This is a genomic window from Butyrivibrio sp. AE3003, from assembly GCF_000686065.1.
Taxonomy (GTDB): Bacteria; Bacillota; Clostridia; order Lachnospirales; family Lachnospiraceae; genus Butyrivibrio; species Butyrivibrio hungatei_A.
On sequence record NZ_JMLX01000001.1, the window covers coordinates 3,419,266 to 3,431,259 of the forward strand.

The following is an 11,994-nucleotide window of genomic DNA, read 5'->3' on the forward strand; positions in this document are numbered from 1 at the left end:
TATAAAACAAATTATAAATAAAAAATTTGAAGGATAAAATTGTGGAATGAGATATACATTTGTAAATCAGCATGATTATACTGATTGTGCTGCAGCTTGCATGGCAATGGTTTGCTTACATTACAAAAAAGAGACAACCATTACAAGGCTTCGCGATATGATGGGGACAGATCTAAAAGGGACGAATCTCATAGGCTTGTCAAAATGTGCCGAAAGGCTGGGATTCATGACACAGGCTGTAAAAGTTGACAAAGAAGGTTTCTTTAGCGATTTTTCTCTCCCGTGTATTGCAAATATTGTCACCAAAGAAGGACTATCACATTTTGTGGTTATCTTTAAAAAAGATAAAAAGCATGTAGTTGTTGGTGATCCGGCTAGAGATTTGGAACGAATTGAAATAAATACTTTCTATGAGAAGTTTACCGGCGCAATACTATTACTAAAACCTAACAGCGAATTTGAAACAGGTAAAGTAAAAGGAATCAATATATTTGAGCGATATGTTAAGCTCATGCTTCCACAAAAGAAACTGTTTATATATGCTTTCCTGGCATCGGCGCTTACAACACTTTTAGGTATAGTATCATCATTGTTTAATAATGTTATATATGATGAGATTCTAACCTATCAGCAGAAAGATGCGCTAAAGATCATGCTGGTTGTTTTTCTTGGAATATCGTTTACGTCAACTATTCTTGGTTTTATAAGACAGTGGATCCTGCTACATCTATCAATTAAGATAGATATCCCTCTTATGCTGGGATATTTCGAACATATATATAAGCTTCCGATGAAATTCTTTTCTACAAGAAAGACGGGAGATATAACGACGCGATTTTCTGATGCGTTTACTATAAAAAATATTTTTACCGGAATAGCATTATCGCTGATCATGGATATATCAATGGCACTTATGTCCGGTGTCATCCTGTTCCGGATGAATTCACAGCTTTTTTTCCATCATTTTATTTATGACAGTTGTCAGTATTATATTGGTTTTTATTTTTAAGCAACCGTACAAGAAGATTAATGAAGAGCAAATGCAGCAGGCATCGGTTCTCAATTCAGAAATTATTGAAGGACTTCGTGCAGTAGAGACAATAAAGGGAAATGCAAATGAAGATACCGAGCTTGAGAGCATAGAAAAAGAGTACATAAAGTCACTTAGGATTGGCTACAAAGAATCCATGCTTTCAAATGTACAGGGAACTATTTCAAGCATTATATCGGGAATGGGAAATATTGTTCTGTTGTATGTAGGAATTAGCTCGGTAATCAATAACGAACTTACACTTGGAAGCTATATGGCATTTATGACGCTTTCGGGGTATTTTATGAATCCGATAAGCAATCTTGTGGGGCTCCAGTTACAGATTCAAGAAGCAAATATTTCCATGAAGAGATTGTCGGAAATTCTGGATTATGAGAGGGAAGAAAATGAGGAAGATCAGCAAGAAATAACAAATATAGATGGAGATATAGAAATAAAAAATCTTACATTCAGGTATGGAAACAGAAAGCCTGCGCTTGATAATATCAGCTTTACTATTTCAAAAGGACAGAAGGTTGCGCTGGTTGGAGCAAGCGGGAGTGGGAAATCCACGATAGCAAAGTTGCTCCTAAGGTATTATGAACCTGAAAACGGAGAAATAACAGTTGATGGTGCTGATATCAAAGAGTTTTCACATTCATCTTTAAGAAGAGCAATATCGTATGTTCCGCAGAATATAGAGCTGTTCTCGAAAAGTATATATGACAATATTCGTGTCAGCAGGATGAATGCAACGCTTGATGAGGTAAAAGAAGCTGCAAAAAAGGCTGATGCTCATGACTTTATAAAAAGGCTTCCGATGCAATATCATACCTATCTTGAGGAAGCCGGAAATGGACTAAGCGGAGGTGAAAAACAGAGAATAGCATTAGCAAGGGCATTTCTTAAAGATAATAAGTTCTATATCATGGATGAATCTACAAGTAATCTGGATTTCGCTACAGAAAACATTATTTTCGATATGATCTACAACAAGTTTAGGAAAAAGACGATGCTTATTATTGCCCATAGACTGGCTACAGTTAAGAATTGCGACAAGATAATTGTTATGGATAAAGGGCAGATAATCGAACAGGGAAGCCATGAAGAATTATTAAAACTAAGGGGGAAATACTGGAAGCTTTGGGAGATGCAACAGGGCAACTTTAGTGTAAACAGCGAAGAAAACGTTATTGACGAAGCAGATGTGGATGAGAATTTGGATGAACTTGTTTATACGTGATTTTAAATAGTGGGGGATATCAACATGCATTTAGTATCATCTTCACAGTGAAGTAAATAGGCCTAAGTTATGCTGAGTGTGTGTTTTGATATATGACAGGTGAATTCAGTCGCGAATGAATGAGCCAAAACAAAAGAGAGAAAAATGGAGGATAAAAAGAATGGGAAACTGTTTATGTGCAGCAATTGATATGCCGCTTAGCTATTCTTTGATGGATGAAGAAGAGATGACTTATGTTGAAGGCGGCGGAAGCACTCAATTTACTGACACCGCAGAAGCTATTAGAGGCAGATTAGATGGAATGATTGGATTGGCAGCTACTGCTGATCTTATTGCGACTTTTGGCAAAGCTTTGGGTTTTATTCCTCTTCAACAAGCAATTATGGTAGGTGTTGGGGTTATAGCAACTTCTTACGTAAAAGGCGCAAATGATATTTATTCAGATGTCGAGAAAATAATTAGAGACAAAGGTAAAAGACAACTGGTGCAATTGACATTGGACTATAGTGTTCTTTGGATTTGTACTGGTATGTCTGTTAAGGCGGTAAATACGTAATGATGCACTTTGATTAGTAAAAAAAATCACAAAGAAAATACATGATAATGTATTTTCTTTGTGATAATAGGAACGGAGATTAAAATATGAAAAACAACAAGACAGTTACTAAAACTATATTGACAACGCTTTTTAGCAGTGTACCATTATTATGCATTTTTTATATGTTTGGAATATTTAATACTAAACATGGAATATTTGCAATATTGGTTGCTATTCTTCCGCCAATGAGTTGTATATTTGAGTTTATTTGGGATAAATTCAAGAAAAGAAAAAGATGATAGTTATGATATTTATCTGTTATCAGTAATATAATTGCAGGACTGAGGAGTAAACACTAATATGGTTTAGTTTATAGAGGTTGATGTATAAATAGTAGGAGAAAGTAGGAATTAAGCAAGTATGAGATCTATAAGAGTAGAAGAAAACAAAACGCTAAGATTACAAAATGTCCTTTCTTGTAAAATGGATCTTTCAAAGATAAATACAGGAACTTTTGATAATGAGATCAACAAGATGAATGTTTTTATCTCTACACATGGTGCAAAGCAGATTGGTCCTTTAATACAGTATTCAAATGTAGAAATGAATCAGAATGGAGAGGCTGATATTAACTTGCAGTTTATGCTTCAGAGTGACAATTTTATAAATAATGTACAGTCGCCTTATAGGATGGATTTAATGCTTCGAGTAAAGAATTGTCTTTTTGCCAGATATACAGGTAAAGAGAATACGATTAAGTTTGCCTATGATAAGCTCGGAGTGTATGCTTTTGAAAATGAAATTGAACTGGAAGGCGCTAGTTACACTGTGTTTGTAAATAGAGACGATGAAGTGATCAGTGCAGATATTTTTATGCCAATAAAAATAGAAGAATAAGGCTTGATATTGCATATGGAAAAGAAGATAAAATCAATAGATGAACTCAGAGATTCGCGGATAATGTATGATAAAGAGCCACCGGCCTTTGGATATGCAATTGTTATTTTAGTTGCTTTTATCTGCTTAGCTGCGCTGGTGTGGAGTATTCGAACCCCAAAGACATATGTGATACAGGCTTCAGGCACGGTGACAAGTGAAAAGTCAAATTATGTCATGTGCACATATACCGGAGAGATAACGGATTGTAATTTATCGGAAGGTATGCTTGTAAAGGATGGCGATGAGCTTTTTAAGGTAAAAAGCACCGATTATAATATTCAGGCGCAGCAACTGGAACTAAGTAAAGAATCTTATCAAGATAAGATAGAGAAAAATCAATTGCTCGTAAAATCTATAAAGGATGATACGAATTATTTTAGCGACAGTGATCCTGATGATGTGCTTTTTTACAGCGCTTTTGAGTCGTATAAGTCACAAGTAAAGCAAAACACAATGGATACAAGTGTTTATGAAAAATATGATTATTCAGATGAACAGATAGAAGCTGAGCTTGAAAAGAATGAAGGTAAGATCTCTCAGATTTATTATGATACGATTTCATCTGCTGAGAAAACAATTTCTGAAGCAAAACAACAGATAGAAGCAATAGATGCGCAGATTTCTGCAATAGGTTCCGGACAAAGTGAGTACACTGTTAAGGCAAATGCTACAGGAAGAATTCATCTTCTTGCAGATTATAAGGATGGAATGGTAGTACAAACAACTCAAACAGTTGCAAGCATTACTCCTGCAAATACGGCCAGTATTTTGGAAGCATTTGTATCTACATCAGATATGGCAAGAATGCATGTGGGAGATGAGGTACAGATCGTAATTGATGGTCTTGCACAGAATGTATATGGAACAATAAGCGGAGTGGTTAAACAGATTGATAGTAACGTTTCCAGTAGGGAGGGGAAAGAAGGAAGTGTAAATCAGGTGTTTAAGATTCTTGTTGAAATGGATTGTGATTATGTGGTCAGCAGAAGCGGTGATAAGGTGGATGTTGTAAACGGAATGACAGGAATATGCAGAGTGACTTACGACAAGGTGACATATTTTAATTATGCATTAGAAAAACTAGGGGTGAAAATCAGAAAATAAGATGAAAAGACAACTTTGTAAGCATTGTATGACTATTGTAGTTACAGGTATTTTTCTTAGTATTATGTTTAATGTTTGTACACCGTTAGTATATGCAGTAGAAGAGACGGAGTTGATAAAAGAGGATGAGAACAATTCACAAGAAAATAGAGTGGAGGATGAAATAGAAGAATCAACAGATACTGTTGAAAAAGTGACAGAGCCAGCGAATCAATATCCTGAGCAAAAAGATGTTCTTACAGAGAAAAATAAGCAAGAAACAGTAATAGAACAGGTGAAAGAAAATCAGAACGAGGAAAAGGAAGCGGAAGAGCGACCGGAAAAAGTAGCTAAGAAAGATGAGCTCCAAACTCAGATAAAAGTAACAGAGATTGATTTGGGAAATTATAATACACAGATGTCTGTTGGAGAGAAACAACTTCTGATGGTAGGAATATTGCCCTTAAGTGCATCGAATCAACCGGTTACGTATTGCTCCGATAATCAGTCAGTAGCTTCTGTAAATGGATTTGGTAGGATAACTGCTGTCTCGGAGGGAACAGCAACAATTACTGCGACTTGTGGAGATATAAGCAGTTCATTCCGGTTGATGGTAAAGAATGTTGAAAAAGAAGAGGTTGCTGAAGCTGAGGTAAGGGAAATTGATCTTGGTGAATATAAAACAGAAATGACTGAAGGCGAAAAGCAATTATTATCGGTTAGCATTTTGCCTGCAGGTGCAATGGGAAGAAAAATTTCTTACAGTTCAAGTGACCAGGCGGTTGCTTCAGTAAACGGATTTGGTAGGATTCATGCTTTATCGGAAGGCATTGCAACTATTACAGTAAAATGCGGAGAAAAAGAGAATTCTTTTCAATTGACAGTAAAGAAGAAAAAATCTGTTACTATTGAAATTTCGGATTATGAAGAAAAGCTAAAGGTTGGCAATGTGATGAGGATATCTGCAAAAGTCTATCCGATTGATACCGTTGGAGCGGAGATTGAATATGAATCTTCTGATGAGGCGATTGCGACTGTTAATTCATCCGGAGAAGTGAAAGGAATTTCTAAAGGACAAGTAACTATAAAGGTGTCTGCATGCGGAGTTACTGAAAATGTAAAGCTGGACGTTGTTGTTGCAACAAAAAAGATTGAGCTGGAAAACGATTATTATATATTAAAACCGGGACAGAGTGGAAAAATAAAAGCTACAGTTTTTCCGGCTGATGCAGCGCAAGAACTAACTTTTAAGGCCTCGGATTCATCAATTGTAAGTGTCTCTGATGATGGAGATATTAAGGCAAAAAAGATAGGAAATACATCAGTGATAGTATCTAATGGAGATGTCTCTATTTCTGCAACTGTAATTGTCAACACATCAGGGAAACAGGCTTCGGAGGAAAACATAATTGATTCCGATTGCGCAGAGAGCAATGCGTTTGCGGATATAAGATACAGTAAAATCATAAAACAGTCTGAGTGTTCTAAAATTACCGGTGAACTTCTCAGATATATATATGAAAATGAAAAAAAACATATGTGTATTGGGAAACGGATATACTATCAGAATCGATGGAGATAAGATTCTTAATTATGAAAATGAGCTGTCGACAAGCATTGTAATGAATTCCAATAAATACGGTGACTGTGAGTTTTCAGTAAACGATGGAAATAATCTTTGCGGAGAAATAGTTATCTCATTTGATTCTGAAATGGTTGATAAGTATAGCTTAAATGGAAAGAAACTTTTTCTTTATAATGAAGCAAAGAATAAATATGAGAAAATCTATTTTGACAGTTTAGATAGTATTTCTATTACAAAAGCCGGTAAATACATGTTTTCGGATGGAAAGAAACGAACAAAGAATAATTATTTGGCCATGGGATTTGGCGGAACAAGCTTCATTTTTGTCTTATTGGGAATTTATGTTGGTGTGAAGAAGCAATATTGGTTTTGGTAGATACTGAAACGCACACATATCATTGCTGTCGATATGGTGATTATAGGTTGGAGAGAAATCTAGTCGCGAATAGATTTTTCAAAAATATTATAAGGAGGATTGAATGTATGATTTGTAGCGAAAGACTAGAAATGCCTATAAATTATGGCTCTTCAGGGGTAATGGTGGGTAAAAAATGCCATCAACCCCAGTGTTTATGCTGATCATGCGCATTTTGGTTTTCTGTTAGGAAGTGGAACCCTCAAATCCGAGCATACCAGATAGACCATATCGAGCATGTTTTGGATGTTGCGAAAACCATATGCCTTGCGGATAATCAGCTTGATTTTGTTATTAGTAGCTTCAATTCGAGCGTTACTCATGCCTAGCCTTATTGCATTCAGTATGTGCTCCCTGTGACGTTTGATCTTGAGGTAAAGTTCTTTGAAAGCACCAATCCTGCTGTGACTGGCCCACCAGAGCCAACGATTGAGGGCGTCCTCTGCCTCATCCGTATCCTTGATCTTTAGGAGAAGGCGAAGCATTTCCTTCATCCGATAAGCACGGTACAGGCGGTTATTGTTTTCAGCAATCATGGCTACCCGATTTTGCTGATTCTCTGTCAGGTTTTCCGGAGCCTTGCCAAGAGCATAAGCAGAGTTTTTAATCTCATCAGCCTTTGCTTTGGCGGCATTCAGTATTGCTGATTCTGGGTCTCCATCCTTTGGACGCCCCTTCTTACGAGGATGCTCCTTGGATAAGCGAGTGAACTCAGCATAGGCTTCACGCCATACTTCACGACGAACCTCGTCGAGGGCTTCCATAGCCCACTGGACTACATGAAACGGATCAACGCAGCGCTCACAATCCGGAGTAAACTCATTCACGCATTCCGTGATCCACTTTGCTCCATCTCCGGTAACGACTTTTATTGATGAGAGCTGCTCCGTAGTAAGTTGTTTATAAAACTGTGTTAATACACTCTTGCCGTGTCCCTGTGCCGCCCAAACAACAGTGTTGGTGTCGTGGTTGACGATGACCGTAATGTACTTGTGACCTTTCTTGTAACTTGTCTCGTCAATGCCGATATTTACGAGGTTATCAAGCCTTTTGGAACGCTCAGGCTCGATGTCGTTTAGTGTTCTGTTTACGCAACGACCGACTGTTTCCCAGTCAATGCGCATGTACTCTGACACGACACTTCGTGGAAGATATACGGCAAGCCAACCGACCGTCAGGTCAAAGTCACGGGTAAATCCGCTTCCCGGATAAGCCCATGGAACATAAGCAGTTACAACACCATGTTCAGGGCATTCAATGCGATGAGTCCATCCCTCGATCTCTACGAGGATGGCTCCGAAGTCGAGACTCCTCCAAGTGCGAGGATGCTCGGTCTTCTGATCATAACGATAGCACCGCCTATGGCAGAACGGGCAATCATCCTGATGCCATTTATCAGTCCTAGCCTGTATCCTGAGGTGGCATACACCATCCTGGTCATCATAGAAATTTGCATCTTTTATGACAGCATGGTTGACATTGAGCAGTTTTTTACATAGTGTATTAGCAGAAACCATCTGTGGGTACCTCCGGTATCTCTGAATGTTGTAGTTTAGTCGCTAATACATTACAGAAACACAGATGGTTTTTCAATTGTAAAAGTACATCAGAGGTTAGGCATAGTACCCACCTTTATGCCAGAAGCCTCTAAATTATTTATGCATTTCTAAAAGTGAAATGGAGTATTTGGAAGGTGGGAAACCTACTAATTTACCAATTAGTACAGCGTATCTTAGTAGAAGTTATTGTATTTCAAAAGCAGAATGGCTACTTACATATGGTTTCTGTAATAATATGGATGTATTAGATGTTGCGAAGGAAATATTTGGGCATGCCTGTGCAGCATATTATGCAGGTGCAGCAAAAGTGGCAGTAGCAGCAAGCGCGGCATTGATAGGGGCTAATGCTGGGGCTGTATGTGCGGAAATTGATGCGTTGAGTGCACATGCTATGAATGGTATTGATTTAGAAGATCATAAAGATACAGCTTCAAGGGTTATGGCATTTGAGGCATGCTGGGCATTGGGAAATCTAGGAATTTTGGGAACCAAATAATATTGTAGCTGAATAGTTATAGTGATAGGAATGAGGGGGATGAATAAATATGTCCGAGAATAAAGTAAAAAAAGATGTACAATGCGGAAAAATAGACTTTTCAAGGAAAAGAGCATTTAAAATTACTTTGGTTGCTTTATTTGTCGGAGTGCTATTATATTTTGTGATTCTCCCTCTGATACCTATTTTTATTTTTTGGGTACAGTATAAATTTGCTAAGCCTGAAGTTAATACTAATATTACGAAATATGAAGACTATATCGGGCAAAATGCAAAAGATAGATTTATCAATAAGCATAGTGTAGATGAGGTGATTTTTCCGAAAACTATAACTTCCGATATGAAGACACTTGAATATCAGATGACGTATTACAATCCTTGGGAAGAGCAGTTTCTATCATATTTGACAGTTCAATATTCTGATGATATGTACAGATTGGAGAAGAGAAGGCTTAAGGAACAGGGAATTGATGAATATAAAGGATTTTATTGTGCGGAGGATGAGCCGAAAAATTATGATTTACTTGCTTTGGAAGCTGATTCTTTTGGTGGATTTGTTTATGCTTTGATTCCTGAAAATCAAGATAATACGGTTACATATGTTGAAATAATATTTGCGCCATATTTTCTTGATTTGAATGTGGAAGATTATATTCCAAAGAAGTATCTTTTAGAAGGATTGGATGTTTCTGAGGATAATGAGTATCGTAAAGCTCATATAAATTGAGGAAAAAGATTGGCTATCATCAATAAAAACCGCATGGGATTCACAATTGTATCCTATTGCGGTTTTTTATTCTTCACACAAGATATCCTACGTTTACTCAAAATGTGTTGTGATTGGATAAATATGCAATTATCATAAATATTATAGTTGGCGGAATAGGGAGGGGGAATATAGTGAAAAAATCAAAAAAGATTATTGCTTTTGTCTGTTGTTTGTTACAGTGTTTAATTATTCTTTTTATCTTTTATAATTTTGGACTCATGGATACTCCTATAAGAATATTGGAGGGAATTGTATTTAGTTTGTTGTTTCCTGGGATAATATGTTTTCTTGCATGGATGGCCGGTAAAATGGCGCAAAATAAAACACTTTAAAAAATAAATTTCTTTTGCCATATTTGATTCTGAACTTTAATGTAGGGAGGATGATTGTGTATGCCTGAGAATAAAACGAGTAATAAGAGAACTAAAACTTTGATTTTGGTAGTGGCGATACTTGTTGTGATTTGTGCTATAAGGATGACGGTTGCATTTCTGATTTTGGCTATTGGTTTTTTTTGGGGGAAATCATGAAGAAGCTTCAGATATATCCAATTATGATAAAGCGAAGATTGTTGAAAATAATTGGGATGATATGGATTCTCTATTCTTAATCTTTCCTGATGATACGACAAAAATAAAAGAAGGAAATTTTAATTCGGATGTTAAATCGGATATGATCAGCTCTTACGGATATATAATACTTGAGGCTCTTTATGAAGAGAATGATTATTTGTCAGAAGTGAAGCGTATTTCTGATATTAGTTATGATCTGAAGAACGTTAATTGGGGCAAAGAGGAGCACAAAGTACAAAATATTAAATATGATGATACCATGTATAATTATCCTGCGTATATAGCAAGTGACGGATATTGCAGTGGATATGAATATGCGCTGCTTGATGAGGAAAGTAATAGGATTATATATATTCATCTTAGTTATCCTGATTTAGATGAGCTAAAAGATTATAGTGAATATCTTAAGGTTGATAAGGAGAGTTATAATCAATTAAAAAAGACTTCGAAAGAAAACTTTACTATATATGCTTAGAAGTTACAAAAAATATTGAGGAAAAACGATGTTTGAACTACTTGTTGTGGGGGAGTTTTTATTTGATCTGTCCATTTTGGCGATGGAAATAGCTGCACATGCAAATATTTCAGATTACCGAGTGACTATGATATTTATAGTACTGGTTGTGGGAATTGGTATTTCCTTTATTCCGAGTTTACTAAGGGAAGCAGGGATAATAAAAAGTACAGTAAAATATATAGATTTTGAGATGATACTTAAGTTTATTATGTGGGCGCAGACGCTGTATTTTGCATACAATTTCTTTCTGCTTACAGTGATCATTAATGTCATCTGTCTCTCTTTTTCTATATTGTGCAAAGTGAAAATATGCAATGAAGTAAGATCGTTAAATATAAATGTCCTTGATGCGATTAATGGAATGAAAAAGATAGATTCATCATACATGGAACCGCATTATCCGTTTATTATCGGGGATTTCTTCACAATAGCATTTTTATTGTCTTTTCATGAGACTATAGCGGAATTGATCATATCAGGATCGATCTGTGTTACGTTTTTTGGAATAGGTATATTTCGTTTGTGGAAAAAAGAATTTTTGAGCAAAAAAGATATTCTTTGCCTGATTCTTGTTGAGGTATTGATGATTACTTTAGGGGCAATGAATATGCGATTGATTACATGTATATTGTATGCAGAGTTTTGTTCGAGATTTAGGGATGCTCTAAAAAGGATGGCAAATTAAAAAAATGATAAGATCGCTATGGAGTTCAAAATTATAGGATTCTATAGCGCTTTTTATTCATTCTTCAGGTGAGCTTTTGTATTGATATAATTGAAATTACAAAGTAAATATATTATAATTATAGTGAAAATATGATAGATGGTTAAAAGAATGTATTATTTTGATTGGGACGAGAACAAAAACAAAATAAATATTACAAAACATGGGATAAGTTTTGATGAAGCAAGTACAGTATTTTTCGATGAGTGTGCATTGTATGTCACTGCTATAGAGAATCAGATACGGTGATTCGACTGATTTCTGCAAGAAAAGCAACAAGAAAGGAGAGTGAAAGATATGCTAGAGGAATATGATATTGATAATTTAAATCCCAGACCTAATCCGTATGCAAAAGAACTAAAAAAGCAAATTACTATAAAAATCGCACCTACTGTTATAGAGTATTTTAAAAATGAGTCTTCTGAAACGGGTATACCTTATCAGACTTTAATTAATCTGTATTTGGTAGACTGTGTGAATGAAAAGAAAAAACTAAATCTGAGTTGGAAATAAAAGGGCCTTTT

At 36.0% G+C, this 11,994-nt stretch carries 15 protein-coding genes; 14 read left to right on the forward strand and 1 reads right to left on the reverse strand.

The features are described from left to right. Positions 1–46 precede the first annotated feature (46 nt). From CD00_RS20810 to CD00_RS0116410, 8 genes are all read left to right on the forward strand, one after another. Positions 47–1,009: a cysteine peptidase family C39 domain-containing protein gene (locus CD00_RS20810; protein ID WP_255346808.1), complete on the forward strand. Its 963-nt coding sequence runs from the start codon at positions 47–49 to the stop codon at positions 1,007–1,009. Continuing rightward, on the forward strand, positions 972–2,273 hold the full coding sequence (locus tag CD00_RS20815; protein ID WP_255346809.1) for a peptidase domain-containing ABC transporter: 1,302 nt from the start codon (positions 972–974) through the stop codon (positions 2,271–2,273). The genes CD00_RS20810 and CD00_RS20815 overlap by 38 nt, the downstream gene beginning before the upstream one ends. A 160-nt stretch (positions 2,274–2,433) precedes the next feature. Further along, a complete protein-coding gene (locus CD00_RS0116385; protein ID WP_026656950.1) occupies positions 2,434–2,829 on the forward strand; it encodes a hypothetical protein in 396 nt (131 codons plus the stop codon). An 86-nt stretch (positions 2,830–2,915) separates the two neighbouring features. Next, on the forward strand, positions 2,916–3,110 hold the full coding sequence (locus CD00_RS0116390; protein ID WP_026656951.1) for a hypothetical protein: 195 nt from the start codon (positions 2,916–2,918) through the stop codon (positions 3,108–3,110). Between the two features lie 184 nt (positions 3,111–3,294). Next, positions 3,295–3,708, forward strand: coding sequence for a hypothetical protein (locus CD00_RS0116395; protein WP_242838998.1), 414 nt, complete (start codon positions 3,295–3,297; stop codon positions 3,706–3,708). 15 nt (positions 3,709–3,723) lie between these two features. Then, positions 3,724–4,854 (forward strand): HlyD family secretion protein, encoded by a 1,131-nt coding sequence (locus CD00_RS0116400; RefSeq protein ID WP_026656953.1) that lies wholly within the window; start codon positions 3,724–3,726, stop codon positions 4,852–4,854. Positions 4,855–4,882: 28 nt separating this feature from the next. After that, positions 4,883–6,415, forward strand: a complete 1,533-nt coding sequence (locus tag CD00_RS18885; RefSeq protein WP_207640517.1) for an Ig-like domain-containing protein — start codon at positions 4,883–4,885, stop codon at positions 6,413–6,415. Next, positions 6,378–6,794 carry a hypothetical protein gene (locus tag CD00_RS0116410; protein WP_207640518.1) on the forward strand — a complete coding sequence of 139 codons (417 nt, stop codon included), beginning with the start codon at positions 6,378–6,380 and terminating at the stop codon, positions 6,792–6,794. The genes CD00_RS18885 and CD00_RS0116410 overlap by 38 nt, the downstream gene beginning before the upstream one ends. A gap of 203 nt (positions 6,795–6,997) precedes the next feature. On the opposite strand, the gene CD00_RS0116415 is transcribed toward CD00_RS0116410, so the two are convergent. Continuing rightward, the gene (locus tag CD00_RS0116415) at positions 6,998–8,350 is read right to left on the reverse strand and encodes an ISL3 family transposase (RefSeq protein WP_034462184.1); all 1,353 of its coding nucleotides are present in this window, start codon (positions 8,348–8,350) and stop codon (positions 6,998–7,000) included. Positions 8,351–8,510: 160 nt separating this feature from the next. Here CD00_RS0116415 and CD00_RS0116420 point away from each other — a divergent pair, with 160 nt between their 5' ends. The 6 genes from CD00_RS0116420 (at position 8,511) to CD00_RS0116455 (ending at position 11,983) form a co-directional block, all read left to right on the forward strand. Next, a complete protein-coding gene (locus CD00_RS0116420; protein ID WP_026656957.1) occupies positions 8,511–8,888 on the forward strand; it encodes a hypothetical protein in 378 nt (125 codons plus the stop codon). Positions 8,889–9,015: 127 nt separating this feature from the next. Next, positions 9,016–9,615 carry a hypothetical protein gene (locus tag CD00_RS0116425; protein WP_185750491.1) on the forward strand — a complete coding sequence of 200 codons (600 nt, stop codon included), beginning with the start codon at positions 9,016–9,018 and terminating at the stop codon, positions 9,613–9,615. Positions 9,616–10,161: 546 nt separating this feature from the next. Next, positions 10,162–10,704 carry a hypothetical protein gene (locus CD00_RS0116440; protein WP_026656960.1) on the forward strand — a complete coding sequence of 181 codons (543 nt, stop codon included), beginning with the start codon at positions 10,162–10,164 and terminating at the stop codon, positions 10,702–10,704. A gap of 28 nt (positions 10,705–10,732) precedes the next feature. Continuing rightward, positions 10,733–11,431, forward strand: a complete 699-nt coding sequence (locus CD00_RS0116445; protein ID WP_026656961.1) for a hypothetical protein — start codon at positions 10,733–10,735, stop codon at positions 11,429–11,431. Between the two features lie 150 nt (positions 11,432–11,581). Then, positions 11,582–11,719 (forward strand): BrnT family toxin, encoded by a 138-nt coding sequence (locus tag CD00_RS21440; RefSeq protein ID WP_334291144.1) that lies wholly within the window; start codon positions 11,582–11,584, stop codon positions 11,717–11,719. Positions 11,720–11,767: 48 nt separating this feature from the next. Next, positions 11,768–11,983 (forward strand): BrnA antitoxin family protein, encoded by a 216-nt coding sequence (locus CD00_RS0116455; protein ID WP_026515078.1) that lies wholly within the window; start codon positions 11,768–11,770, stop codon positions 11,981–11,983. The last annotated feature ends 11 nt before the right edge of the window (positions 11,984–11,994 follow it).

What these genes read in the sequence shown, in the direction of transcription:
- CD00_RS20815 (WP_255346809.1), top strand. Translation starts at nt 972, where the DNA reads ATGACAGTTGTCAGTATTATATTGGTTTTTATTTTTAAGCAACCGTAC.
- CD00_RS20810 (WP_255346808.1), top strand. Translation starts at nt 47, where the DNA reads ATGAGATATACATTTGTAAATCAGCATGATTATACTGATTGTGCTGCA.
- CD00_RS0116400 (WP_026656953.1), top strand. Translation starts at nt 3,724, where the DNA reads ATGGAAAAGAAGATAAAATCAATAGATGAACTCAGAGATTCGCGGATA.
- CD00_RS0116445 (WP_026656961.1), top strand. Translation starts at nt 10,733, where the DNA reads ATGTTTGAACTACTTGTTGTGGGGGAGTTTTTATTTGATCTGTCCATT.
- CD00_RS0116455 (WP_026515078.1), top strand. Translation starts at nt 11,768, where the DNA reads ATGCTAGAGGAATATGATATTGATAATTTAAATCCCAGACCTAATCCG.
- CD00_RS0116390 (WP_026656951.1), top strand. Translation starts at nt 2,916, where the DNA reads ATGAAAAACAACAAGACAGTTACTAAAACTATATTGACAACGCTTTTT.
- CD00_RS0116420 (WP_026656957.1), top strand. Translation starts at nt 8,511, where the DNA reads ATGGAGTATTTGGAAGGTGGGAAACCTACTAATTTACCAATTAGTACA.
- CD00_RS18885 (WP_207640517.1), top strand. Translation starts at nt 4,883, where the DNA reads ATGACTATTGTAGTTACAGGTATTTTTCTTAGTATTATGTTTAATGTT.
- CD00_RS0116415 (WP_034462184.1), bottom strand. Translation starts at nt 8,350, where the DNA reads ATGGTTTCTGCTAATACACTATGTAAAAAACTGCTCAATGTCAACCAT.
- CD00_RS0116395 (WP_242838998.1), top strand. Translation starts at nt 3,295, where the DNA reads ATGGATCTTTCAAAGATAAATACAGGAACTTTTGATAATGAGATCAAC.
- CD00_RS0116385 (WP_026656950.1), top strand. Translation starts at nt 2,434, where the DNA reads ATGGGAAACTGTTTATGTGCAGCAATTGATATGCCGCTTAGCTATTCT.
- CD00_RS21440 (WP_334291144.1), top strand. Translation starts at nt 11,582, where the DNA reads ATGTATTATTTTGATTGGGACGAGAACAAAAACAAAATAAATATTACA.